This window comes from Plesiomonas sp. ISS29, from assembly GCF_056522795.1.
The window spans coordinates 1,782,033-1,807,828 of record NZ_JAWRZQ010000001.1 but is presented as its reverse complement, the minus strand read 5'-3'; the positions used below and the strand labels follow the sequence as shown (position 1 = coordinate 1,807,828).

The 25,796-nt window shown below is 47.3% G+C and carries 18 protein-coding genes and 1 pseudogene; 2 read left to right on the top strand and 17 right to left on the bottom strand.

Translation table 11 applies throughout. The annotated features are described in order from the left end of the window. Positions 1-22 precede the first annotated feature (22 nt). The 14 genes and pseudogenes from lon to apt all read right to left on the bottom strand — a co-directional run bounded on the left by lon (position 23) and on the right by apt (position 19,262). Entirely contained in the window at positions 23-2,380 is a 2,358-nt protein-coding gene (gene lon, locus AC1HDJ_RS08065) for an endopeptidase La (protein WP_479534897.1), read from the bottom strand. Between the two features lie 250 nt (positions 2,381-2,630). Then, positions 2,631-3,905, bottom strand: coding sequence for an ATP-dependent protease ATP-binding subunit ClpX (clpX, locus tag AC1HDJ_RS08060; protein ID WP_438630947.1), 1,275 nt, complete (start codon positions 3,903-3,905; stop codon positions 2,631-2,633). Between the two features lie 83 nt (positions 3,906-3,988). Next, positions 3,989-4,612, bottom strand: coding sequence for an ATP-dependent Clp endopeptidase proteolytic subunit ClpP (clpP, locus tag AC1HDJ_RS08055; RefSeq protein WP_479534895.1), 624 nt, complete (start codon positions 4,610-4,612; stop codon positions 3,989-3,991). Positions 4,613-4,715: 103 nt separating this feature from the next. Further along, positions 4,716-6,020: a trigger factor gene (gene tig, locus AC1HDJ_RS08050; protein ID WP_479534893.1), complete on the bottom strand. Its 1,305-nt coding sequence runs from the start codon at positions 6,018-6,020 to the stop codon at positions 4,716-4,718. Between the two features lie 535 nt (positions 6,021-6,555). Then, a pseudogene (locus AC1HDJ_RS08045) lies at positions 6,556-7,473 on the bottom strand (L,D-transpeptidase family protein); the annotation flags it as partial. 368 nt (positions 7,474-7,841) lie between these two features. After that, positions 7,842-9,032, bottom strand: coding sequence for a dicarboxylate/amino acid:cation symporter (locus tag AC1HDJ_RS08040; protein ID WP_479534891.1), 1,191 nt, complete (start codon positions 9,030-9,032; stop codon positions 7,842-7,844). A gap of 222 nt (positions 9,033-9,254) precedes the next feature. After that, entirely contained in the window at positions 9,255-10,565 is a 1,311-nt protein-coding gene (locus AC1HDJ_RS08035; RefSeq protein WP_479534889.1) for an inosine/guanosine kinase, read from the bottom strand. Between the two features lie 95 nt (positions 10,566-10,660). Further along, complete coding sequence (hemH, locus tag AC1HDJ_RS08030) at positions 10,661-11,638, bottom strand: ferrochelatase (protein WP_479534887.1); 978 nt, start codon at positions 11,636-11,638, stop codon at positions 10,661-10,663. A 172-nt stretch (positions 11,639-11,810) separates the two neighbouring features. Beyond that, on the bottom strand, positions 11,811-12,455 hold the full coding sequence (gene adk, locus AC1HDJ_RS08025) for an adenylate kinase (RefSeq protein WP_479534885.1): 645 nt from the start codon (positions 12,453-12,455) through the stop codon (positions 11,811-11,813). A 272-nt stretch (positions 12,456-12,727) separates the two neighbouring features. After that, on the bottom strand, positions 12,728-14,641 hold the full coding sequence (gene htpG / locus AC1HDJ_RS08020; protein WP_479534883.1) for a molecular chaperone HtpG: 1,914 nt from the start codon (positions 14,639-14,641) through the stop codon (positions 12,728-12,730). Between the two features lie 163 nt (positions 14,642-14,804). Continuing rightward, positions 14,805-15,413, bottom strand: a complete 609-nt coding sequence (gene recR, locus AC1HDJ_RS08015) for a recombination mediator RecR (protein ID WP_479534881.1) — start codon at positions 15,411-15,413, stop codon at positions 14,805-14,807. A gap of 148 nt (positions 15,414-15,561) precedes the next feature. Next, positions 15,562-15,897, bottom strand: a complete 336-nt coding sequence (locus AC1HDJ_RS08010; RefSeq protein ID WP_438623058.1) for a YbaB/EbfC family nucleoid-associated protein — start codon at positions 15,895-15,897, stop codon at positions 15,562-15,564. A 204-nt stretch (positions 15,898-16,101) separates the two neighbouring features. Further along, positions 16,102-18,450 carry a DNA polymerase III subunit gamma/tau gene (gene dnaX, locus AC1HDJ_RS08005; protein WP_479534878.1) on the bottom strand — a complete coding sequence of 783 codons (2,349 nt, stop codon included), beginning with the start codon at positions 18,448-18,450 and terminating at the stop codon, positions 16,102-16,104. 266 nt (positions 18,451-18,716) lie between these two features. Then, positions 18,717-19,262 carry an adenine phosphoribosyltransferase gene (apt, locus tag AC1HDJ_RS08000; RefSeq protein WP_479534876.1) on the bottom strand — a complete coding sequence of 182 codons (546 nt, stop codon included), beginning with the start codon at positions 19,260-19,262 and terminating at the stop codon, positions 18,717-18,719. 422 nt (positions 19,263-19,684) lie between these two features. On the opposite strand from apt, the gene dtpA reads away from it, so the two are divergent. Continuing rightward, on the top strand, positions 19,685-21,166 hold the full coding sequence (dtpA, locus tag AC1HDJ_RS07995) for a dipeptide/tripeptide permease DtpA (RefSeq protein WP_479537052.1): 1,482 nt from the start codon (positions 19,685-19,687) through the stop codon (positions 21,164-21,166). Between the two features lie 185 nt (positions 21,167-21,351). Here the strand turns inward: dtpA and AC1HDJ_RS07990 are convergent, their stop codons facing one another. The 3 genes from AC1HDJ_RS07990 to AC1HDJ_RS07980 all read right to left on the bottom strand — a co-directional run bounded on the left by AC1HDJ_RS07990 (position 21,352) and on the right by AC1HDJ_RS07980 (position 23,171). Continuing rightward, complete coding sequence (locus tag AC1HDJ_RS07990; RefSeq protein ID WP_479534874.1) at positions 21,352-21,708, bottom strand: YbaN family protein; 357 nt, start codon at positions 21,706-21,708, stop codon at positions 21,352-21,354. Positions 21,709-21,752: 44 nt separating this feature from the next. After that, the gene (locus tag AC1HDJ_RS07985; protein ID WP_479534872.1) at positions 21,753-21,875 is read right to left on the bottom strand and encodes a hypothetical protein; all 123 of its coding nucleotides are present in this window, start codon (positions 21,873-21,875) and stop codon (positions 21,753-21,755) included. A gap of 192 nt (positions 21,876-22,067) precedes the next feature. After that, positions 22,068-23,171 carry a porin gene (locus AC1HDJ_RS07980; protein ID WP_479534870.1) on the bottom strand — a complete coding sequence of 368 codons (1,104 nt, stop codon included), beginning with the start codon at positions 23,169-23,171 and terminating at the stop codon, positions 22,068-22,070. A gap of 560 nt (positions 23,172-23,731) precedes the next feature. Here AC1HDJ_RS07980 and dinG point away from each other — a divergent pair. Beyond that, the gene (gene dinG, locus AC1HDJ_RS07975) at positions 23,732-25,792 is read left to right on the top strand and encodes an ATP-dependent DNA helicase DinG (protein WP_479534868.1); all 2,061 of its coding nucleotides are present in this window, start codon (positions 23,732-23,734) and stop codon (positions 25,790-25,792) included. The last annotated feature ends 4 nt before the right edge of the window (positions 25,793-25,796 follow it).

Genomic DNA, 25,796 nt, shown 5'->3' with positions numbered 1-25,796 from the left:
TCTCAGCGCTTCTTGCTATAGATCACGCTTTTGCTGTTGGGAAATCAACCCCAAACGGGCTGTTTTCTAAGGCAATGCTCAAGACCTGATCAATTTTACTGACTGGATGAATCTGCAAATCAGCAATAACATTGTCAGGGATCTCTTCCAGATCACGGCGATTCTCTTCCGGAATCAGTACCACTTTGATGCCACCACGGTGTGCCGCGAGCAGCTTCTCTTTAAGGCCACCAATCGGTAACACCTGACCACGTAAGGTAATTTCACCCGTCATGGCAACATCAGCGCGTACCGGATTACCGGTCAGGCATGAGACCAGCGCAGTACACATTGCAATACCCGCACTCGGCCCATCTTTAGGAGTAGCCCCTTCCGGCACATGCACATGGATATCGCGTTTTTCATAAAAATCGCTATTAATCCCGAGTTTTTCAGCACGTGCACGAACCACTGTCATTGCCGCTTGAATAGACTCTTGCATCACTTCACCGAGTGAACCGGTATAGGTCAGCTTACCTTTACCCGGAACAGATGCGGTTTCAATGGTCAGCAGATCACCACCCACTTCTGTCCACGCCAAACCGGTAACTTCACCGATGTGATTTTCACCATCACTCTTACCATAATCATAACGCTGTACACCAAGGTACTCTTTGAGGTTTTCAGCGTTAATCGTAATGCTCTTGAGTGATTTATCGAGCAGCAAGTTTTTCACGGCTTTGCGGCATAGTTTAGAGATTTCACGCTCTAGGCTACGCACGCCCGCTTCACGAGTGTAGTAACGAATAATGCTAATTAATGCGCTGTCATCAACAGTCAGCTCATTGCCTTTCAGCGCATTACGCTCGATTTGCTTCGAAAGCAAATAGCGTTTTGCGATATTCAGCTTCTCATCTTCGGTATAACCGGAAAGACGGATCACTTCCATACGGTCAAGCAGTGGGCCGGGGATATTCATTGAGTTCGAGGTTGCCACGAACATCACATCCGACAGGTCATAGTCAACTTCAAGGTAATGATCGTTAAACGCTACGTTCTGCTCAGGATCAAGTACCTCTAACAATGCTGATGCGGGATCTCCGCGCATATCAGATGCCATCTTGTCGATCTCATCGAGCAAGAACAATGGGTTTTTAACGCCCACTTTCGCCATTTTTTGGATCAATTTACCTGGCATTGAGCCGATATAAGTACGGCGATGGCCTCGGATCTCGGCTTCATCACGCACGCCGCCCAATGCCATACGGACATATTTACGCCCCGTCGCCTGTGCAATAGATTGCCCCAGTGACGTTTTACCCACACCCGGTGGGCCAACCAGACACAGGATCGGGCCTTTAATTTTGTTAATACGGCTTTGTACTGCCAGATATTCCAAAATACGCTCTTTGACGCGATCTAAACCATAGTGATCTTGATCAAGGATCTCTTGCGCTTTAGCGATATCTTTTTTCACTTTGCTGCGCTGATGCCAAGGCACTTGCAGCATCCAATCAATATAGCCACGCACTACAGTTGCTTCTGCTGACATCGGTGACATCATTTTTAATTTTTGCAGTTCAGCTTCCGTTTTCTCACGCGCTTCTTTCGGCATTTTTGCCGCTTCAATTTTCTGTTTTAAGCCTTCGAACTCATCGGGAACATCATCCATTTCGCCGAGTTCTTTCTGAATAGCCTTCATTTGCTCATTCAGATAGTACTCACGCTGGCTTTTTTCCATCTGCTTTTTAACGCGGTTACGAATGCGCTTTTCAACTTGCAGCAGATCGATTTCTGATTCCATCATTGCCATCAGATACTCAAGACGCTCAGAGACATTGGTCATCTCTAATACTGTTTGCTTATCTTTTATTTTCAATGACATGTGTGCAGCAATGGTATCAGCCAAGCGTGCAGGATCATCAATTCCAGCCAATGAAGTGAGCACTTCTGGTGGGATCTTTTTATTTAGCTTAATGTAACCTTCAAACTGAGTAATCACAGTACGAACGCGTACATCTTGCTCGGTATCATCTGCCACTGTGGTGGTTAAGAATTCAGCTTGAGCAGAGAAGAATTCGTCACTGTCGGCCAGAAGGATGATTTTTGCGCGCTGCTGCCCTTCTACTAAAACTTTAACCGTGCCATCAGGCAGTTTCAGCATTTGTAAAATAGTGGCAACAGTACCAATTTGGTGCAAATCAGCGGCTACAGGCTCATCGGTTGCGGCATCTTTTTGTGCCACTAATAGGATTTGTTTATCCTGCTCCATTGCCGCTTCTAGGCAGCGAATGGATTTTTCTCGCCCCACGAACAGTGGGATAACCATGTGCGGATAGACCACAACATCACGCAGAGGCAATACAGGAATATCAATTCGCTCGGAACGCTCCAGGTTCATAGAACTCTCTCTTAAGACTTAGCTTCCGCCAAATATAATTGTTATCTGAATATATGGGGTCAGAAAAATAGGATTCAACAGCTAAGCAGATAACTTCCCAAAGAAAAAAGAAGGGCAAAGAAAAAGGGAAGGTTTCCCTTCCCTTTGTCAATGCGTTGCCTGTATTTACGTTCGGCTAACCGGCACTTTTTGTCAAGTCCCGTTTTGTCTTGCTGACAACAGAGCGACAAAAATAGGGGTTAACCATACATTAATCGGCGTTAGAGGCTTGTGCTTCTGGCTTTGCGTAGATCAAGGTAGGTGCAGCAGTATTGTTAATGACAGCTTCATTAACAATCACTTTTTCCACGCCTTCTAAAGAAGGTAAGTCATACATGGTATCAAGCAATACAGCTTCTACGATTGAGCGCAATCCGCGAGCACCTGTCTTACGGGCCAGTGCTTTTTTGGCAATGGCAATCAGGGCATCTTCTTGGAACTCAAGCTGCACGCCTTCAAGATCAAACAGGGCTTGGAACTGCTTGGTCAGCGCGTTCTTCGGCTCTTGCAAGATCTGAATCAGTGCCGCTTCATCAAGCTCGGTTAATGTTGCGACAACCGGCAGACGACCAATAAACTCTGGGATCAAACCAAATTTGATCAGATCTTCAGGCTCAACTTGGGTGAAAAGTTCACTCAGGCCAAACTTATCATCTTTGCCTTTCACCTGCGCACCAAAACCAATGCCGGTACCGGTGTTAAGGCGCTGCTCAACCACTTTATCCAAACCGGCAAATGCACCGCCGCAGATAAACAGAATTTTTGAGGTGTCAACCTGCAAAAACTCTTGTTGTGGGTGCTTACGGCCACCTTGCGGAGGCACAGCGGCAACAGTTCCTTCAATCAGTTTCAGCAATGCCTGCTGGACACCTTCACCGGAAACATCACGGGTGATTGACGGGTTATCTGATTTGCGTGAAATTTTATCAATTTCATCAATGTAGACGATACCGCGCTGTGCTTTGGAGACATCATAGTCACACTTTTGCAGCAGCTTTTGAATGATGTTTTCAACATCTTCACCCACATAACCCGCTTCGGTTAATGTGGTAGCATCGGCCATTGTAAATGGCACATCAAGCAGGCGAGCCAGTGTTTCGGCCAGTAATGTTTTACCACTACCGGTTGGGCCAATCAGCAGGATATTACTTTTACCCAATTCCACGCCGTTGTTGGTGTCACCGTTACGTAACCGCTTATAGTGGTTATATACGGCTACTGCCAATACTTTTTTGGCATGATCTTGGCCAATCACGTAATCGTTAAGATGATTACGGATTTCATGTGGTGTTGGTAATGCACTGCGATCACGACGTGGAGACAGCTCTTTGATCTCTTCGCGGATGATGTCGTTACACAGATCGACACATTCATCGCAGACATACACCGACGGCCCTGCAATCAGCTTGCGTACCTCATGCTGGCTCTTGCCGCAAAAGGAGCAATACAACAGTTTGCCAGACCCGTCTTTGCGCTTATCTGTCATTCGTAAACCTCTTATCAGGGCTCAGCCCCGGAACCTGATAGACCTAATGTTGAGTGTATATCAGCTTCCGGAATTTGCCGCTATTACTCGCGATGGCTGAGTACTGCATCAACCAGACCGTATTCCACCGCTTCCTGAGCAGACATGAAATTATCGCGGTCAGTATCGCGCTCGATTTTTTCCAGTGGCTGGCCGGTATGGAATGCCAACGTTTCATTCAGTTTCAGTTTCGTTTTCAGGATCTCTTGTGCATGAATCTGAATGTCAGACGCTTGCCCCTGGAAACCGCCCAATGGCTGGTGAATCATAACCCGACCATTCGGTAAACAAAAGCGTTTGCCCTTCGCGCCACCAGCAAGTAAGAACGCGCCCATTGAGCAAGCTTGCCCCATACATACGGTGCTGACATTAGGTTTGATGAACTGCATGGTGTCATAAATAGACATCCCTGCGGTAACTGAACCACCCGGTGAGTTGATGTATAAATAGATATCTTTCTCAGGATTCTCTGATTCAAGGAATAACAGCTGGGCGACGATTAGGTTCGCCATGTGATCCTCTACCTGCCCGGTCAAAAAGATGACACGCTCTTTTAGCAGGCGGGAATAGATATCATAAGATCGCTCACCACGCGATGTCTGTTCAACGACCATTGGCACCAAGGCCATACGGGTGGTGAAATCATCCTGTTTTGCGTTGTATGACATTGTCTTCTCCCCAATAGAAAAATGGCCCGAGTGATGCTTCACCCGAGCCATAGATAGCAGAAGAGCCGGAATTAAGTCAAATACTTAGGTCGGCTCATAGCACTTAGGCTGCCGGTGCTTGGTTCATCAGCTCATCAAAGGTCGCTGATTTTTCAGTGACATTTGCTTTCGCCAGAACAGCATCAATCGCTTGTTCTTCCAGAGCAACATTACGCATGTTGTTCATCAGTTCTTCATTTTTCGCGTAATATGCAACAACTTCAGATGGATCTTCGTACGCAGAAGCCATGTCTTCAATCAGTGCATTTACACGTGCGTCGTCTGCTTTCATTTCGCTGGTTTTGATAACTTCACCCAGCAGCAAGCCGATTTGTACGCGACGACGAGCTTGTTCTTCGAACAACTCACGTGGCAGTTCAAACGCTTTGTTGCCTTGTGCGCCAAAACGCTGTGCAGCTTGCTGACGCAGTACGTCAATTTCGCCGTCGATCAGCGGAGTTGGGATATCAAACTCATTTGCCGCTAGCAGACCGTCAAGAACTTGAGTTTTCACGCGGGTTTTCACTGCGGTGCTCAGTTCACGGGTCATGTTTTTGCGGATTTCAGCTTTCAGGCCATCAATTGAACCATCAGCAACGCCAAAACGTTGTACGAATTCAGCAGTCAGTTCTGGCAGCTCGCGCTCTTCAACTTGCTTCAATACGATAGCAAACTGAGCTGCTTTACCTTTCAGGTTTTCTGCATGGTATTCAGCTGGGAAAGTCACTTCGATAGTGAACTCTTCGCCCGCTTTGTGACCAACGATACCCTCTTCAAAACCAGGGATCATACGGCCTTGGCCCATTGCCAGCGCAAAGTCAGTGGCCTTGCCGCCTTCGAACACTTCGCCATCTACAGAGCCGGTAAAGTCAACAGTTACGCGGTCTTCAGCTTCTGCTGCGCGATCTGCTGCTTTCCAAGTTGCTTGCTGCTTACGCAGTACGTCGATCATGTTTTCAACGTCAGCGTCAGTCACTTCAACAACTGGCTTCTCTACAGCGATGGTATCCAGACCCTGCAGGGTGATTTCTGGGTACACTTCAAATGTTACTGCAAAAGAGAAATCCTGACCTTCTACCATTTCACTTGGGGTAAAAGTAGGTGCGCCAGCTGGATTGATCTTCTCTTTGATAATAGCGTCAATGAAGTTGCGTTGCATAACTTCACCAACAACATCTTGACGTACAGACTGGCCATAACGCTTGGCAACCAGGCTCATTGGAACTTTACCTTTACGGAAGCCATCTACACGTACATTTTTAGCCATACGCTGCAGTTCGTTACGAACGGCGGTTTCAATAGCGTCAGCCGCTACGGTGATGGTCATGCGGCGCTCAAGGCCTTGAGTTGTCTCAACGGAAACGTGCATCTTTTACCTCAAAAAAATCCTCAGTGCTCGGTATGATGAGCTGCTCACTTCCGTGTAGCACGAAAATAACACGCTGTATCAGTTACCGAACACAACCGATATATTTCTGTTATCGGAATGTCCCGAGTACAGTATGGAAAAGTAGACGAGGCATTATAGCGGTGGTATCAGGGGGAGTCGAGTTAACAGAAGGTCTGAGGTGTGTTTGCGCTCAATTTTCCGGCAACATTGGCTGGTTAAAGCGTGTGCAAGGGCATCAGATGATTCTTTTGCGTGATAAATCGTATAATTATCAGGCCAATCAATGAGAAATATAAAAGCAAAAAATGCGCTATAAATAATAAAAGCTGCTTAGCACATGGCCATAGCAGCTTTTGTTTGGGGTTAACCCAGTGTCGAATCAACCGATAACGCTCACTATACCTACAAATCTACACCCATAAATAATGGTTGGCAGTAGCGTTAAACGGTGATGCTACTAACATCTGATGATCCTAACATCTAACGCGCACAATTATTGCGGTTCGCTTGGCGCAGTAACATCTAGCGGTAAACCTGAACGGCGCGCAACCTCTTTTTCTGCTGCAACATTGTCAGTTTTAGCATCTAAAATAAAGCTTTGTACCGATGCGCTAAATGGGATCACCATAGTTTGTGGATCATCGTTATCATTTTTTGACAGCGGCTGATGCACTTCCATATAGCGCTTGCCATCAGGTTCTACTGAGACTTTGATAGGATCGTTGACGATTTGTACCCGCGTACCTACTGGCACTTTATCAAACAGCGCTTCAATATCATCAGGGCGTAAACGGATACATCCGGCACTAACGCGCATGCCAATACCGAAGTTTGCGTTAGTACCATGAATCAGATACTCGCCATTGCCTTTTGCCAAACGCAGTGCAAATAACCCCATTGGGTTTTCCGGCCCTGCCGGTACAACTGCGGGCAGTGAGATACCTTGAGCTGCATACTCTTTACGGGTATTTGCCGTTGGTGTCCATGTCGGGTTAGCACGCTTAGAGATAATGGTGGTAACCATAGTGGGTGTAGAGCGCCCTACACGGCCAATACCGATGGGGTACACTTCGACAACATTGCTGCCTTTCGGGTAATAATAGAGACGCAGCTCGGCCAGATTGAGCACTATCCCTTCACGCGGTGTTTCAGGCAGTAGCATAGTTGTTGGAATGCGCAGCTCCATACCGGTTTGCGGCAGGAACGGATCAACTGTCGGGTTCGCTTCTAACATGGCGATTAAACCGACCTGATAACGGGCCGCAATGGTTTCTAATGACTCACCATTTCCGGGTACAGTGTAGATCTCTTCAGTACCGATTAAACGGCTACCAACAGGAGGCAGCGGATAAGATGCAGCCAGTGCATGTGGCACGGCAGCCATTGCCAGCGCAGACACCAGCAAGCCGGCAAGTAGACGAACAGCTTTCATTAATGACCCCAAAAGAGCATAGATTCATTCTTTAATCCGATCATAGTGATACGATCATTCAGAATGGCCAGTGCGAAATAGACAGTAAAGTAATGCCATTGCCAGTATCAATGGCTGAAAAAAAAGCACATTGTGTACTGAATATGACAACATCAAGCGCTATATTAAATAATGTATTCAGCTAACAATAAACTTTTTTATATAAAAATTTTTTACTGTGAAGTGAATACCCTATTTTTGCAAAATGGCTCGCAAAACCTTCCGCAAAATAGAGAGAGCTAGCGCCTAAAAACAAAAAAGAGGCCAGATATGCTGACCTCTTTTTTATTTTGCCACGGGTTACTTGATCACCCGTATGAGCATCAGGTTTAAGCTATCTCATCAGCCACAACAGGGGTTTCTTCGGCCACAATACCGTCATTCTCTGCCATTTTGTCAACACACATTGCCAAAGCGCCATCACCTGTGACGTTACAGGCCGTACCAAACCCATCTTGTGCCAAGTGCAAGGCAATTTGCAGGCCCAGCATCGCTTCGCTAAAGCCTAGCATAGTGCCCAGTAATCCAAGTGCGGCCATCACAGCGCCACCCGGTGCGCCCGGTGCGGCCACCATGGTAATTCCCAGCATCATGATAAACGGCAGCATTTCGGTAAAACTCGGGATATGTGCGTAGCCATTCATCAGCATCACCGCACAGGCTACGGTAACAATACTGATTGCTGAACCGGCCATGTGAATATTTGCACACAGGGGAACAACAAAGTTAGAGATACTTTTGCTCGTACCACACACCTGAGCCTGACGCAGTGTCACCGGCAGAGTTGCCGCAGATGACATTGTACCCAGCGCGGTAAAGTAAGCCGGCATCATGGTTTTGAGCAGGGTTAACGGTGAGCGCTTCACAATTGCAGCAGTAGTAATAAACTGGAATGTCAGCCACAACCAATGCAGTACCACTACCAGTACCAAGACCAAACTGAAGGTTTTCAGGGTGGCAAATACTGTGCCCTGTACGGTCATATCCGCAAATACACCGGCAATATAAAATGGTAGAGCTGGGATCATAAACTTGCTCAACAGCAGCTCGATAATATCACGGCCCTGATCGCTCAATTTTTTCATCTCAGCACTGCTGGTAGCCACAATGCCCAGACCAAAAACAAAAGCCAGCACCAGTGCGCTCATCACGCCCATTACCGGCGGAATTTGCAAGGTCATCAGCGGCTCTAACTTGCGAACGGGTTCGGCAAGCTGTCCAGCATGGCTTAACAGTGTCGGCATGATCTCGACCGAAGCAAGATAAGCGAGGAAACCGGCACCCACTGTAGAGGCATAAGCAAGCCCAACCGTTTTCCCCAGTAGCTTACCTGAGTTCTTTGGCAAGCTGGCAATACCACTGGTAACAAAAAACAGAATAAGTAACGGTATCGTGAAGCCAATCATTTGGCTAATCAATACCTTAGCGGTAATCAGTACTCGGATTAAGAAGTCTGGTGCAAAAAGACCACATAAAACACCAAAAGCAATACCTGCTAGCAGGCGCAAAATTAATTTCATCGTTCCCTCTCTTAATTACATCATTTGGGGCATCTTGATTACGGCGGCATTTTTAGCATGCAAATAGCATATTTTCCGCTTTTAATAGTTAAAAGCATCGTGTTAGTCATAAAAAACACTGCATATCAACTAGTGGTAACGTTTCAGCTCTAAATTCCTATGCATAAAAAAAGCCGGCAGTTTCCTGTCGGCTTAATGGACATTCTTTGTCAAAAAGAGGGTTTATCGTTCCCAATAAGACTCTTCTAGACTGTCTTCACGCTCAGGTAGGCCACGGGTTAAACGCGGAGAGTGCTGGTTTAATACCTGATAACTCACACGGTTAGCGTATTTACATACCTGTGCCAGTGAGGAGTATGTCATGAAGGTACAGGCGTGCTTACTGGAGTTCGGCACATTACTGCGGTGGTAGTGGTTGGCTGCCATATCATGCAAAATAGCTGACAGTGCACCATCACCTGCCCCGTTGGTGTTCATGATCTTCTCAGGCCCACCCATATACGGGCAGATATGTGAGTAGATACGTTTTGGCGTTACACAGGCGGCACGGTGCATCGGGCGGCTGAATTCGTACAGATTAAATTCAGGAATAACGCCCGGCAACAGTGGATGCTGTGTTTGGCGTAACGTACTTTCATCAGTGTAACCGGCCATATACAGACCCACTGGCCCAGCAGTACAGAGCACCAGATCAACCCAATCTAACGCTTTATCTGATGCCGCTAGTGGATCTTCAATCCCGGTTAATGCCGCCGCTTCCTCTTCATTCATCGCTACCATAGAGATGTTTTCTTTGAGGAAATCACGCCACCATTGTGGATTTTCTTCAATCAGAATTTTTGTGCCAAGAGTCAGTACTACTGGCACATCATGCTTTTTCGCATACTCAATGGCGCGCAAGGTGGCTTCTGACATCGGCTCACCCGGTTTACAACGCAGCAGATAGGATGTCAGCACCAGTGCTGAAGCACCGGCAACAACCTCTTCCGGAATGCTATCGGGGTGCAGCTGATCCATACAGCCGGGGCTGATGGCAAACGTGCGCTCGCCGTTTTCAGAAATCAGTGCAAAGCAGCGCCCAATCGGGCCATCTACCGGTTGCAGATAATCCAGATCCAAACGGCTTGAGGTGTTGCACAAATAGCGGTAAGCGTAACCACCAATTTCGATACGGCTGCACATCACACCCAGCATGATTGATTTATCATCAGCCAGTACCGAGTAATTGTGCAGGGTATTGCCAATCGTACCGCCCGCAAATTCATGCGTAATCAGGCTGCGATCTTTTAATTCACGGTACAGCGCTTCAGCAACGGCATCTTCAATAACCGAAGAGTGCCCTTTACTCAGCCCATAACGCGACAAAAAATCTTCATCAACACGGGCTTCAATATCAACCAACGTTTGATCGATACCGACCACATACGCGGTACTGACTTCACTCTCTGCTGCACGCATTTGATTAATCAGTAGAGGATCGCGCGCACTGACAGGAAAATAGTGTTTTGATTTACGTTGGCCGGGAAATTTCATCGTTCAGATCCAGAAAAGGCTGTGGACAATCAGCGTATATCGCGAATTCTATCACAAAATAGTGTAAACAGAATGAATCCTAATGCACTAATCTGCTACCAATTTTCTATTTCGTGGTGCACTAAAGACTGCAATAGCACGATATGTGCAGGATCGGCATTCAGTGCCGGAACGTAAGTAAACACCTCGCCCCCTGCATGCAAAAAGATCTCTCTGTTTTGCTCGGTAATCTCTTCGAGTGTTTCCAGACAATCGGCAGAAAATGCCGGACACACTACACCCAGTGTCTTAACGCCCTGCTTAGGCAATGCTTTAAGCGTATGATCAGTATAGGGCTGTAACCAAACTTCGCGCCCAAACCGTGATTGATAGGTATGCAGATATTGTGTTTCTGCCAACCCTAACGCCTGTGCAACCTGCTCGGTAGTGGTCTGACATTGGGCGGCATACTGATCGCCCTCATCCACATAACGCTGTGGAATCCCGTGATACGAAAAGATCAGTTTATCCGGCAGTTGCGGCAGGTGCTGGCGGATACTTTTTGCCAGTGCCGCAATGTAGAGCGGATGATCATGATAGTCACGAATAAAACGAATAGCCGGTATATTTCGGCGGCCTTTCAGTGCTTTTGTCAGGCCATCCCACACAGCAGCAGTGGTAGAGCTTGAATATTGTGGAAACAGCGGCAGCACCACAAGGTTTGTAACCCCTTTTGATTGCAGCTGATCAAGAGCGTGCGATAACGAAGGGTTGCCGTAGGTCATTGCCAGTTCAACTGGAATATCATGCCCCTGCTGCTGAAACTGAGAATACAGCGCCTGCTGCTGTTGGCGGGAGAATGCCAGCAACGGAGAGCCGTCATCACGCCATACCGACTGATACAGCTTTGCTACCCGAGGCGCACGAATCGGCAGGATCACACCATGCAGTAACGGGCACCAGAGCCAGCGGCTCAGATCAACTACCCGCTTATCATGCAAAAACTCACCCAGATAGCGTTTTACCGCTGCCGGTGTGGGTGCATCCGGCGTGCCTAAATTAACCAGCAACACCCCATACTGTTTCTGAGCCATCAATCGCCGCTCCTTATGCTAAAAATAGAGGCTGTATCCACCCCGCTACAGGTTAACTCACCGGTACAATAGATGAATTCAGACTCTAAACTGGCTATACAAAAAAGGTGGCTAAGCCACCTTTTATTATCTTTTTGTAACGCTATTCTGCCATTTTAGCGCGTATCGAGTATTAACCCAGAATAGTCGCTAACTCTTGGCTGATGGTATCAACGTTACGTGTACCGTCTAATTTGAAATAACGGGTCTGGCCTGCATCGGCTTCTTTATTGTAATAAGCCACCAGAGGTTCGGTCTGGTCATGATAAATGGCTAAACGCTTACGTACGGTTTCAGCTTCATCATCCACACGGATAATCAAGTCTTCACCGCTCACGTCATCTTTACCTTCCACTTTTGGCGGATTGTACACAACGTGGTAAACACGGCCTGATGCCGGATGTACCCGACGGCCACTCATGCGATCAACAATAACCTGATCAGGCACATCAAATTCCAGTACGAAATCAACCGCAATACCGGCCTCTTTCATTGCATCAGCTTGTGGAATCGTGCGCGGGAAGCCATCAAGCAAGAAACCGTTACGGCAATCTTCTTGCGCTACACGCTCTTTGACCAAAGAGATGATCAGCTCATCAGTAACTAGCTGACCTGCATCCATGATTGCTTTCGCTTGTAAACCCAGCTCGGTTCCAGCTTTTACCGCAGCACGCAGCATATCACCGGTTGAGATTTGCGGAATTCCGTATTTCTCCATGATGAACTGCGCTTGAGTGCCTTTACCTGCACCCGGAGCACCGAGCAGAATAATACGCATAGATGATTCCTCTCTCTTAGAATTCAAGATAATAATGAAGGGTATAATTTTTTTAGGGATAAACCATAACACTGACTCAGCGCCAAACTCAAGATCAGCACCTGTTATCGCCGTGCTTCCGGCAATAAAAACCAGATTATGTTGAATATTTAAGCAATAAATACAAAATAAAACGCCGCCAGTACAAAGACAAGCGGCGTTAATACGGTGGCTAAATTTGATGCATATCAGGTCTCTGTTATGCTTTTATACCACGGATACTACTGCGTACATTACGCGGTTAACAGCTGGTTCATGCGGCGGATAAAGGCGCTTGGATCTTCTAAGTTACCGCGCTCTGCCAGCATAGCTTGCTCTAGTAGCAGCTCAACCCACTCGTTAAATTGCAGCTCATCACTGGTATCAGCCACTTTTTTCACCAGCATATGCTCAGGGTTTAGCTCAAACACATACTTGATTTCAGGGGCTTTCTGACCTGCAGAAGCAAACAGTTTAGCCATTTGAGTCGTCATTTCATCTGACTCGGTTGTAACCAGTGCCGGCGTACCGGTTAAACGGTGGGTCAGGCGTACATCTTTCACGCGCTCGCCCAGGTAACCTTTCACACGCTCAACAAAAGAGGTGAATTCAGCGTCGGCTTCCTTCTGCTTCTCTTCCTCTTCTTTATCTGCCAGCGCGCCCAGATCTAGATCTGCTTTAGTCACAGACTGGAACTGTTTGCCGTCAAACTCGGTCAGGTAGCTCATCATCCACTCGTCAATACGCTCGGATAACAGCAGAACCTCAATGCCTTTTTTGTTGAACAACTCAAGGTGCGGGCTGTTCTTGGCAGCGGCGTAACTATCGGCAGTGATAAAGTAGATCTTCTCCTGCCCTTCTTTCATGCGGCTGACATAGTCGGCCAGCGCCACATTTTGAACATCGTTATCATTTTGGGTGGAAGCAAAGCGCAGCAGTTTTGCGATAGTCTCTTTGTTCGCGCTGTCTTCTGCCGGGCCCTCTTTCATCACCAGACCAAACTCGTTCCAGAAAGTCTGGTACTTCTCGGCATCGGTTTTTGCCAGTTTTTCCAGCATCTGCAACACACGCTTAGTACAAGCACTGCGCAAGCTTTGGGTGATACGGGTATCTTGCAAAATTTCGCGTGAAACGTTCAACGGCAGATCATTAGAGTCAATCAGACCACGAACAAAGCGCAGATATGTCGGCATGAACTGCTCGGCATCATCCATAATAAATACGCGCTGTACATACAGTTTCAGACCGTGCTTGTGGTCGCGATTCCACATATCCCAAGGCGCATGTGCTGGGATATACAGCAAGCTGGTGTACTCCTGCTTGCCCTCAACACGGTTGTGGCTCCAGCTCATCGGGTCAGAGAAGTCGTGCGAGATATGCTTATAAAACTCGTTATACTCTTCGTCAGACACATCGGCTTTGTTGCGGGTCCACAAGGCTTGCGCTTTGTTGATTTTCTCCCACTTCAGATCGCCTTCACTGCCATCTTCGTTCTGCTCACGGCTCTGAATTTCAACCGGCAGGCTGATATGATCAGAGTATTTACCGATGATAGAGCGCAAACGCCAGTCATCTAAAAACTCATGCTCATCGGCACGTAAATGCAGGGTGATTTCAGTACCGCGATCGGCTTTGGTAATATCGGCAACGGTATAATCACCTTCACCGGCTGATTCCCAGAATACGCCCTGATCAGCGCTTACACCGGCTGCACGCGTACGTACGGTAACTTTATCAGCCACAATAAATGCAGAGTAGAAACCCACACCGAACTGGCCGATAAGCTGGCTATCTTTGGCCTGATCAGAGCCGATTGACTCTAAAAATGCTTTAGTACCTGATTTTGCAATGGTACCCAAGTGATCAATGACATCAGCACGGGTCATACCAATACCGTTATCACTGATGGTAATCGTTCCGGCCTCTTTGTTTACCGAAAGGCGGACACACAGCTCACCATTGCCTTCATACAGATCAGGCTGTGACAGCGCCCGAAAACGCAGTTTATCCGCCGCATCAGAGGCGTTTGAGATCAGCTCACGTAAGAAAATTTCTTTATTGGAATACAGTGAGTGGATCATCAATTGCAGCAGTTGCTTTACTTCAGACTGAAAACCACGGGTTTCCTGTGCTTTAAGGGAAGAATCCTGAGTTGTATTTTGGGTCATTGTGCAAATCCTCGTATCAACAGATAGCAAAATAAAAGTGATATTCAGATAGATGGGGGCACACAAACTGTTTTCAAGTGCAAAAAAAGGAAGCTTTCTGCTTCCCTGATGAAATTAAGACAAACCTGCACATATTTATGGCATTTGGTGGTAATCGCGGCGCTTAATATTTGAACGGATGACGGCCGGCTAATGAATGGGAAAGCGTTGTACCATCAACCATCTCTAGCTCTCCACCTACTGGTACACCGTGGGCAATTCGGCTGGCCATGACATTGTGTATAGCACAAATTTCGGCAACAAAGTTGGCGGTGGCATCACCTTCTACGGTTGGGTTGGTGGCTAAAATCACTTCATTGATCGTTTCGGTGCGCAAACGCTCTTCTAGCCGATCGAGCCCGATATCATCCGGCCCAATACCGTCTAACGGCGACAAATGCCCCATCAGCACAAAATAGCGGCCTGAGTATTGCCCAGTCTGTTCAATGGCATGGATATCCGCAGGGCTTTCAACCACGCAAATCTGGCCGCTTTTATGCCGCCGAGGATTGGTGCAGATAGCACACACATCTTCTTCGGTAAACGTACGACAATCACGGCAATGCCCTATCTCTGACATAGCGCGCGACAGCGCTTGTGATAAGCGCATACCGCCACTGCGATCCCGCTGCAACAACTGAAATGCCATGCGTTGTGCTGACTTTGGCCCGACACCGGGTAAACAGCGCAGCGCATCCATCAGGGTATCTAAAAGAGGGCTAGAATTTGCCATGTATAAACCTATATTAGCAACGCCCTGCAATCAGGGCGTTGAGGTTAACCGTTTTACCTGTGTTTATTGCCCTGTTACCGTAATTGTTGCCGCAAATAACCAGCATTCAGATCACACTGATTAAAATACGCTAACAGGCAAAACACGCTTAGAATGGCATTTTAAAACCCGGTGGTAACTGCATACCGCCAGTCACTTGTGCCATTCTCTCTTTTTGAGTCTCTTCAATACGGCGTGCCGCATCATTGAATGCCGCAGCAATCAAATCTTCCAGCATCTCTTTATCATCTTCCATCAGGCTACTGTCGATGTCGATACGACGACAGTTGTGCGCACCGTTGATGGTTACTTTAACCAGACCCGCACCCGACTCACCGGTAACTTCCAGCTGCGCGATCTCTTCTTGCATTTTCTGCATACGATCTTGCATTTGCTGGGCTTGCTTCATCAGGTTACCAAGACCACCTTTTCCACCACCAAACATAGCGCTCTCTCTTTTCTTTTGGGTTGAGCCGATATCGGCATACAGACTATTTGATTCAATTTTATGTCACAAGGAAAGCAGATTTACCGCATGCTTTCCCATAAAAATCTTATTTACTGCATTCACACAGCACAAAATAACTTATTCCACCCATTATTCAACATTTACACGGTAAACTTCAAACCGCAAATGGGGGATATAGCACTACAGTGGTCGAATACTGCTCTCATCTATACTGGCCGCAAAAAGACGCTGTAACTGCAAAATATGCGCATCCTCCTGCAATGACTGCCGTGCTTGAGCCAGCTTCTCTTCATAGATAACTTGTCGAATCTCTAGCGGGGTAAGCTGTGTTTTATCATCACTTTCTACAATTTCAAGCGCGATAGGCAAACCGGTTTGCTGGCTCAGCGCCTCGGTTAACTGCTCTTTTGCCCGGTCAGAGTTCAGATGCCGCTGTGAAGAGCGCAATAACAGGCGGATCTGCCCAGCACTTAGTTCCTCTTTGACAGAATTTAACGCCACTTGTTCTACTAATTTAGCCACACCGAGTGTTTCTATTTGTGCCGACCAAGGGTCACGTTCGCTCGCCTCTTTCGCCAACTTTAACGCCATCTCTGGCGTTTTTTCATGTTCAAGTGAGCTGCGCAACTGATCAGGTGTCACAACATCATTGGTTTCCAGCTCGGGGTTTTGCGCTGTCCAGCGGTAAGCCTCTTTTTTCTTTTTAGCCAACACCGGTACTTGGGCATTAGCAACCTGCCGCTGATCCGATTGCTGAGTTCGTTGCTCCCCCGCAAGTGCCAGACGCTCTAACGGTGAAGGCTTACTCTTTGCCGGCCGCAGCGTTGCTGCTACAACCGGCTCAGCTTTTTTTGCTAAACCTCCGGCGTCTGTGCGCGCGTTGCCCTCGGTACGCTGACGCTGAGAGCGCAACTGCTCACGTGCTTGCAACGCCTGCATTGCCGGAGAGCTTACTCCCGCAGGCTCTGGTGCAGCATCACTCACAGACACCGAAGCATGTGGCGGATGTGAAAATTCTGGGCTGTTTCCTCGGTGCTCATTCAGTCGATCTGCATTATCCGGATAACCCGCATGATCTGCGCCGGTATTATCTGCACCCGTATCATCTGCACTGCCAATAAAACCGGCAGGTTCGCTGGCAGAATCAAACACCGAGCCTGAAGGCAAACCCGCCTCGGCCGGATGCGCGTATTCAGCATCGGTACTCACTCTTGAGGCTGATGGTTCAAAAACCGCAGGCTGAGAGCTCACCGAGGGCGCGACCGGTGCCAAAGCGCGTTGCGCCATATCCTGACGCGGCGCAGCAGATGCTACCCGACGCGGAACATGGTTCGGGATAGCACTTACCCGTGCCGCAGGTGTTGCCGCCAAGACCGGCATCTGTGGTTCACTGGCCGCCGCCATTGCGCCAAAGGGTGCTACCTTGTTTAGCTGTGCAGCAACCTGTGCGGGATGAAATGCCAGCGCACGTAAAAATGTCATTTCAACACCGCTGCGGCGATCAGGGGCGAGCAGCAACTCTTTTCGCCCCATCAGCAGTGTTTGGTAATACAGCTGCACATCCTGTGGGGCAAGCGTGCGGGCAAGAGTATGCAAACGCACGGCATGCGGATCGGCATCGTCAATTGTGCCGGATAGCATCTGTGCCATTGCAATACGGTGCAAAATAGCGCTGGTTTCCACCAGCAAGGCTTCCCAATCAGTGCCTCGTTCGGCAGCCTGCTGCAACTGTAGCATAACCTGCTGACCATCAGCCTGCTGCAGCGCTTCAATCAGTGCCAACGGCTGGTCAGCATCCAGTGAGCCGAGCATCTGGCTGACACCCTCAATGGTCACCTGACCGCTGCTCATGGCAATAGCTTGATCAGCCAGACTCAGCGCATCACGCATGCTGCCTTCGGCGGCACGCGCCAGTTGCGAAAGCGCACGCAGCTCAAACGGGATAGCTTCGGCTTTCAGCACATACTCAAGCTGACCACGAATTTGATCGACATCCAGCGCTTTAAGGTGGAACTGCAAACAGCGCGACAAGATAGTGACTGGTAGCTTTTGCGGATCAGTTGTTGCCAGCAAAAACTTCACATACGGAGGCGGCTCTTCGAGCGTTTTGAGCAGTGCATTAAAGCTGTGACGCGATAACATGTGCACTTCATCGATCAGATAGACTTTAAAGCGACCACGCACCGGCGTGTATTGAACATTATCAAGCAGTTCACGGGTGTCTTCGATCTTGGTACGTGATGCCGCATCAATCTCTAACAAATCAACAAAGCGGCCTTCATCAATCTCGCGGCAGGTATCACAGACACCACAAGGGGTAGAAGTAACCCCGGTTTCACAGTTTAACCCTTTGGCAAACAGGCGGGCGATGGTGGTTTTACCCACTCCGCGCGTACCAGAAAACAGATAGGCATGATGCAAACGCCCGAGCGATAAACCATTCGCTAAGGCTGTTAGTACGTGCTCCTGACCCACAACAGCATTAAAGGTGTGGGGACGCCACTTACGGGCTAAAACCTGATAACTCATCGGAACCGGAATACAGGGAAACAGACGTAAATAGTAGCACAACAGCAGCGTTGATTACAGAATTCAGCCGCTATCTGGCAACATTGCGCGGAAAATCAGACTGTTGGCATATTCAAAAGAAAAAGAAAAAGCACAATACAGAAAAGAGGGAGACCCGTTTCAGAAAAGAGAACGGGCCAGCAAGCCGGCCCGTATCAAAATGTGGTATTCAACAGATTACACTGCACACTCATAACATGAATGGCAGATTTATGCATTGTCTGCTATTAATGGCCAGCAAAATCAACCAGATTGAAGGTTTTAATGCCCATATCTTCCAAACGCTGCTGACCGCCTAAATCAGGTAGATTGATGATAAACGCAGCATCAGTGACTTCACCGCCCAGACGACGGATCAGTTTTGCAGTAGCTTCAATTGTGCCACCGGTAGCCAAAAGATCATCAATCACCAGCACTTTATCACCCGGAACAATCGCATCAATGTGCATTTCCAGAGTATCTGTGCCGTATTCCAACGCATAGCTTTCCGCAATAACTTCACGCGGCAGTTTGCCGGGCTTACGTACGGGTACAAAACCAACACCCAGTGCCAGTGCTACCGGAGTACCGAATAAAAAGCCACGTGCTTCTGTGCCCACCACTTTGGTGAAGCCCTGATCGCGGTAACGCTCAACAATCAAACGGATACTGGCTGCAAATGCTTCCGGTACTTCCAGCAAACTGGTGACATCACGGAACAGGATGCCCTGCTTTGGGTAGTCTACAATGGTTTTAATGCTCTCTTTAACCAGTTGGCGTGCTTGTTCGGTCATAATTTAGTGTCGTCCGCAGTACAGAGGGAATCTGGCAATACTATCTACAAGGCAGAGCAAAATCTCTTTTTGTGTTCGCATCTTCTGTGCTTACATCCCTATACAACAAAAAAGAGAATCAGGCTTACCCTGCCAATTGCGCAGAGGGAAAATCTCAAAAGTGCAGAATTTAGTCAAAGCTGACGTGAAATGCAACGCCTTAAATTAAATCTTAAACCCGATGCTCATATCTTACGCAGAGCAGCTAAGCTTTTATCACATCAATTCTCTTTCCTGATGATTTAACCCCATAAAAACAAACAACTCATTCAAAATATAAACATCATTAACCTTTTTACCTTGCTGTTTTGTAACATGATTTTGCAATGGGTTGTGATTTACCTCACAGACGTGTAAACGAGAGTGTCTAAAAAAAATTACGCATCTTGCAAAACACAATAATTCATACAGAGGTTAACGTGTCGATCACTGAATCACTCAAACAACCCAAATCGTTTTATCTCATATTTTCGGTCGAATTGTGGGAGCGTTTCGGTTTTTACGGGCTACAGGGCATTCTTGCTGTTTACTTAGTTCAAGAGTTAAAGCTGACTGAAACCCACTCATTTGCACTGTTTTCCTCTTTCATCGCGCTGGTTTACGGTTTGGTTGCTGTGGGTGGCTGGTTGGGGGATAAAATCCTCGGCACAAAGCGCCTGATTATTCTGGGTGCAATTACACTCATGCTCGGTTACGCCATGATAGCCTTCTCGACCACCCACATCACGTGGATTTACCTTGGTATGGGAACCATTGCTGTCGGTAACGGGCTATTTAAAGCCAACCCCTCTTCGCTACTTTCCAAGTGCTATGACAAGGATGATCCCCGGCTTGATGGCGCATTTACGCTCTATTATATGTCCATCAATATCGGTTCATTTATCTCTATGCTGGCTACGCCGTATTTAGCCAACCGTTATGGCTGGAATATCGCCTTTTCGCTCAGTGTGATAGGTATGCTGATTACCATCATTAACTTTCTAATGATGAAAGGCTGGGTGAAAGAGTATGGTTCAAAACCCGATTTCAAACCGGTTGATCGTCGTAACCTTCTGCTGGTGATTATTGGCACTGTTGTAGCTTCACTGGTATCAAGCTGGGTTTTGGAACATATTCTGATTGCCCACATTGCGTTGGCACTGGTCTCTATGGGTATTGTATTTATCTTTATCCGTGAAACTTTTGCACTGAAAAATACCGCACGCCGTAAAATGATTGTGGCTTTTGTACTGATGCTCGAAGCGGTTATTTTCTTTGTGCTGTACAGCCAAATGCCGTTATCGCTCAATTTCTTTGCCATTCACAACACGGTACACAGCCTGTTTGGCATTAATGTAGAACCTGAGCAGTTCCAATCACTCAACCCGTTTTGGATCATGGTTGCCAGCCCTGTATTGGCCGTTATTTATCACCGTATGGGTGATAAACTGCCGATGCCGCATAAATTTGCCATCGGCATGGTGCTCTGCTCTGGTGCATTTTTGATTTTGTATCTCAGCACCCGCTATGCCAATGCAGCCGGATTAGTCTCAGCTAACTGGCTTATTTTAAGTTATTTCCTGCAAAGTGTCGGCGAACTGCTGATTTCAGGGTTAGGCCTTGCCATGGTTGCTCAACTTGTACCACAACGTTTGATGGGTTTTATCATGGGCGCATGGTTCTTAACCTCTGCCGGAGCGTCTGTTATTGCAGGCTATGTAGCCAGTTTAACGGCAACACCGGGTGATGTGAAAAACCCACTGGTTTCGCTCGATATTTATGGGCATGTTTTTTTGCAAATTGGTATTGCTACCGCCGTTATTGCTGTGCTGATGATTGCCACTGCACCACTGCTGCACCGCATGACACAAGAGCACTCGGCATAATTTAAGCAAACCGCAACAGGCTACAACAACCAAAACAACTAAAAAAGAGACGCGGCCTTCACAGTCAGCGTCTCTTTTTTTATGCTTTTATTTTAATCTAGGTTATATCTGTTTATGTTTATGTTTATGCAGATCACCTGATTGATTATTTGATCGACTATACACAGGGTTATAGGCTAATCAAATTATACACTCGCGGGAATGCGCCAAAACAGGCACAAAATAACCCCGCATAGCAGTGCGAGAGCCACTTTTACCGCAATCAGCGGTACAAACACTATTGATACGGTAAAGCTGCACAGAATGAAACACACCGCCCGTAATTTGGCAGCTTTCGGAATAGTTTTATTGTGTTGCCACTGTTGCAGCAAAGAGGCAAACGGAGAGCGGTACATTAACCAATCGTGGCAACGCGGGGATGATCGGGCAAAACAGGCCAGAGCCAGCAGTAAAAAAGGGGTAGTCGGCAGCAGAGGTAGCACCACGCCAATTGCCCCAAGTATCACAGCCAGACAACCACTGATCCGATAAAACCAACGCATAATCCCCTGCCTGTTTTTTACACCCTGCACCGTTTTATTCACGCTCAGGGGTGTAACGCCAACACCTTTAACCAGCCAAACCATACCGGCAACAAAGGAATACAAAACACCAGTAAAAACAACAAGACATACCCAATATTGAGGGGATCTTTAAAACCGCTTTCCATGCTGGCTCCTGTGCTGATGATCACTGAAATAGCGCGCTAAAATCACGCCTGTTTTACCGGCTCATTCTAGCGCCAAAAATCAAAATACAACAACCGACAAACAGTGGGGATATTACCCAAAAGCCGCGTTCAGCAGGCAATAAAAAACCGGTGCAAGCACCGGTTTTTTTACATACTGGGTATAACTTCAAATTAGAAGTATACGCGGAAGCCCAGACCGATACGGTCATCGTTCTTCATGTCAGAAGAATTAACTTTCACGCTATCAGCATATTTGTAGTCATCATGCGCATATTCTAAGAAAGTTACCACATTCTTGGTGTAAGCGTAATCCACACCCACTACATACAGATCATGACGATCCCAGTTTTTAAAGTCGGTGTAATCACGGCCATAGTAACCCGCATAAACTTTAGACTGCTCGATCACTTGGTATTTCACACCCACACCCAGCAAGTCAACTTTAGCTGTATCTTTACCAGTAGAGTTGTAATCCAGCTTCGCCTGACCGTAGTCCAGTGCGATAGCAAAATCAGCGATTTCGTACTGAGTACCGATGCCCCAAATATCTGCATCAGCAGAGTTTTTATAACTGCTTGGTACCCACTTGCCGTCTTTGTCTTTCTCTGAGAAACCACCGTTTGACTTACCGTGGCCGTAGCCCGCGTTGAAAGTCAGACCGAAATCAGAGGTGTAGAATGCTGCCAAGGTGTATGCGTTATCAACGTTGTTGTACGCTTCACCCGTTTGCATGGTGTAAGAACCGGCAGCTTTAAAGCCGTTCATCTCCGCTGACTCTACTTTCACAGAGTTAGAAGTACGTGCCAGGAAGGTGTTTTTGTTGCCAAATGGACCTGCATCTTTGCTGTCAGCCATTTTGCCGAAATCCATTACACCACCGTAAGTCCAGGTGTAGTCAGACAGCGCAACATCATCAAACGGAGCAGTGATACGGCCCGCAGTCAGTGTACCCACGCCGTCTAAAGACAGACCGGCATAAGCTTGACGGTTTTTAATCGGGCTATCGCTGGTGCTTTCTTGCTTCTGGGTATCGTAACCCATTTCGATGTAACCCAGACCTGTCAGACCGTTGCCCAGATTGTGCTTGATACCCAAGCCAATACGAGAGCCGTCATCACCAAGGTTAGCATCACGACGCGCACCTTCTTCAGCCAGCAGGCGGATAGAGCCTTTCAGGTCGATAGAAGTGTCATCATTTTTGTATACAGTTGCTGCGTTAGTTACGCCAGCTGCCAGCAGAGCTGGTACTGCTAGTGCCAGAATTGTCTTTTTCATAGTATTTAATCCACTGCCTTTTCTTTGGTTAGTTTTTATATCTCAGCGCGGTATTTTTACCGTCACCGGAGGTTCCCTGTCGCCCGCTTTAAGGCTAAGCAAGCAACTTGATTTTGATTCGCGGCTAATGCTGACAGAAAGGATTTTTCCTGTCAAACCCCCACCTGAAATCAAATTTTTCGTTTATATTTCATTTGGATAGAGCCAAAACACTGCATTAAACGCCCGAGCCTTATCATAAAAACTTCATTTTTTTTGAACTTTATCAGAAACGCTTAATGCAATATTTTTCACTAAAAAAAACACAAAAACAAATAACTTTAGATTTATATCCTGAAAAATACCGCAAAACTCAACTTAATATGCTACTTATTCGTTTTTTAAACTATAAAATAGCCCATTAATAGCAACACTGAATCAATCGTGAGGTGCTTCACATATTCATTCAAAAGTAGAACCATCCCCAAAATTTTACCTGTATGCAACAGCCAACCTGATTTAAGCAGCGTGATATATCTCACTTTTTGGTAGAATCAGGCTACTGATTATGGAGCCTCTTAATGCTAAATCCTGAAACCAAAGCTACTATTCGTAATGTGTATCGCGCACTTTCAGATGCGCTGCCCGGTTTTAAACCACGCCAAGGGCAGCTTAAACTGATTGCTGAAATTGCCAAAACACTGGCAGGTGAACATGCACCAAAGCCGCGTATTTTAGTTGCAGAAGCAGCCACTGGCATTGGTAAATCTCTGGCTTATCTGGTTTCAGCCATTCCCTACGCACAAGCCAATAATAAAAAGCTGGTCATTTCCACAGCAACCGTAGCCCTACAAGAACAGTTAGTTCATAAGGATTTACCCTTTTATGCTACCTACAGTAAGTTACCGTTTCATTACACATTAGCAAAAGGTCGTGGACGTTATTGCTGCGCGCATAAAGTGGCGCAAAGTGTGGCGGATGAAGGGCAATTGGCCTTGTGGGAAAAACCACCACAGGCTGAAGATTTGGCAATTATCAGCCGGATGAATACAGCACTACAAGATGGTTCGTGGAGTGGAGATCGTGATAGTTTGCCAGAACCGGTGCCAGACTATATCTGGCAACAGGTGGTTTCTGAACGGCATCACTGCAATGCTTCGCTCTCACAGCACCGCCAATGCCCGTTTCAGCGTGCCCGCTCCGATTTGCTCACCCACGATGTGATTGTCACCAACCACAGTTTACTGATGGCTGATTTAGATCTCGGGGGCGGCGCAATTTTACCCGAAACTGAAAATACCTTGTTTGTTATCGACGAAGCGCACCATCTTCCCGATGTAGCTCGTGAGTTTTTTGCAGTACAGCTACCCCTGCGCCAAAGCGGAACATGGGTTGAGAAGCTCAATCAGCATGCTGGTAAATTACTGACTATTCTGACCACGGCACGCGCGCAGGAGTTAGTTAACCGCCTGCGCTCTGCCCTGACAGAGATCATTCCCGCATTACGCCAGCTAATGCAGGTTATCGAACAGGCAGAAAGCCAGTTTAATGCCGACGGTATCTGGCGTTTTCCCTTGGGTGAAGTGCCAGAAGGGTTACAACCTTTATTCAGTGACTTAAAAATTCAGTGCAAAAAAGCCAATCAAACGCTCGGTATTTTGCTTGATCAAGCCACCGAACTGGTGCGCAACGATGCCTCATTAAGTGCCCGAGTTGAGCCTTTACTGGCTGAATTCTCACCGTATCTTGAGCGCACCGCACTGCTCGACCGCTGCTGGGCAGCCATGAGCAAAGAGGATCACCCTGCTGATGCGCCATTTGCCCGCTGGATAGCCACGGATACTGAATCACACGATATTATTGTGGCAGTATCCCCACTTGAAAGCGGCGGTAAATTAGATGCCCTGCTTTGGAGCCGCTGTGCGGGCGCGATACTCTGCTCGGCAACCTTACGCGCATTAGGAAAATTTGACTATTTTTGCCGCCAAGCCGGCCTTGGCAAGGCCGATGATGTGGCACACCTGAGTTTGCAATCACCGTTTGATTATAAGAACAACAGTGTGCTGTTAATCCCCGATCTGAAAATAGACCCTGCCGATGAGCAGTACACTGACACATTAATTACCGAATTGCCTACGTATCTTGCCAATCAGCAAGCGAGTTTGATTTTATTTGCCTCATACTGGCAGATGAATCGGGTTGCAGAAGGCTTGCGGGCACAGGGTTTTAGCCTGCTAGTTCAGGGTGAGGCTTCGCGTGATGCTCTGCTGACTCTGCATAAAATGCAGTGCGATGGAAAAAAACCGAGTATTCTGCTGGGAACAGGCAGTTTTTCTGAAGGGCTTGATTTACCGGGTGATTATCTAACCAATTTAATCATTACCAAATTACCGTTTGCCGTGCCAACTTCGCCGTTAGAACAGGCGTATGCCGAATATATTACGCACAAAGGTGGTAACCCGTTTTTGCAAATTGCTGTACCGGAGGCAAGCCGTAAACTGATACAGTCTGTCGGGAGGTTAATCCGTACTGAAGATGATCAGGGGCGGGTTGTACTGCTTGATAGACGGGTGATTACCCGCCGTTATGGAAAAGCGCTGCTTGATGCGCTGCCCCCTTTTCACCGCCATGTAGAATATTAATCGG

Excerpts from the sequence above, each read along its gene's own strand:
- AC1HDJ_RS07990 (WP_479534874.1), bottom strand. The coding sequence starts at position 21,708 with ATGCGTTGGTTTTATCGGATCAGTGGTTGTCTGGCTGTGATACTTGGG.
- lon (WP_479534897.1), bottom strand. The coding sequence starts at position 2,380 with ATGAACCTGGAGCGTTCCGAGCGAATTGATATTCCTGTATTGCCTCTG.
- AC1HDJ_RS08035 (WP_479534889.1), bottom strand. The coding sequence starts at position 10,565 with ATGAAATTTCCCGGCCAACGTAAATCAAAACACTATTTTCCTGTCAGT.
- dnaX (WP_479534878.1), bottom strand. The coding sequence starts at position 18,450 with ATGAGTTATCAGGTTTTAGCCCGTAAGTGGCGTCCCCACACCTTTAAT.
- hemH (WP_479534887.1), bottom strand. The coding sequence starts at position 11,638 with ATGGCTCAGAAACAGTATGGGGTGTTGCTGGTTAATTTAGGCACGCCG.
- clpP (WP_479534895.1), bottom strand. The coding sequence starts at position 4,612 with ATGTCATACAACGCAAAACAGGATGATTTCACCACCCGTATGGCCTTG.
- AC1HDJ_RS08010 (WP_438623058.1), bottom strand. The coding sequence starts at position 15,897 with ATGTTTGGTGGTGGAAAAGGTGGTCTTGGTAACCTGATGAAGCAAGCC.
- recR (WP_479534881.1), bottom strand. The coding sequence starts at position 15,413 with ATGGCAAATTCTAGCCCTCTTTTAGATACCCTGATGGATGCGCTGCGC.
- AC1HDJ_RS08040 (WP_479534891.1), bottom strand. The coding sequence starts at position 9,032 with ATGAAATTAATTTTGCGCCTGCTAGCAGGTATTGCTTTTGGTGTTTTA.
- adk (WP_479534885.1), bottom strand. The coding sequence starts at position 12,455 with ATGCGTATTATTCTGCTCGGTGCTCCGGGTGCAGGTAAAGGCACTCAA.
- AC1HDJ_RS07985 (WP_479534872.1), bottom strand. The coding sequence starts at position 21,875 with ATGGAAAGCGGTTTTAAAGATCCCCTCAATATTGGGTATGTCTTGTTG.
- tig (WP_479534893.1), bottom strand. The coding sequence starts at position 6,020 with ATGCACGTTTCCGTTGAGACAACTCAAGGCCTTGAGCGCCGCATGACC.
- apt (WP_479534876.1), bottom strand. The coding sequence starts at position 19,262 with ATGACCGAACAAGCACGCCAACTGGTTAAAGAGAGCATTAAAACCATT.
- AC1HDJ_RS07980 (WP_479534870.1), bottom strand. The coding sequence starts at position 23,171 with ATGAAAAAGACAATTCTGGCACTAGCAGTACCAGCTCTGCTGGCAGCT.
- dinG (WP_479534868.1), top strand. The coding sequence starts at position 23,732 with ATGCTAAATCCTGAAACCAAAGCTACTATTCGTAATGTGTATCGCGCA.
- clpX (WP_438630947.1), bottom strand. The coding sequence starts at position 3,905 with ATGACAGATAAGCGCAAAGACGGGTCTGGCAAACTGTTGTATTGCTCC.
- htpG (WP_479534883.1), bottom strand. The coding sequence starts at position 14,641 with ATGACCCAAAATACAACTCAGGATTCTTCCCTTAAAGCACAGGAAACC.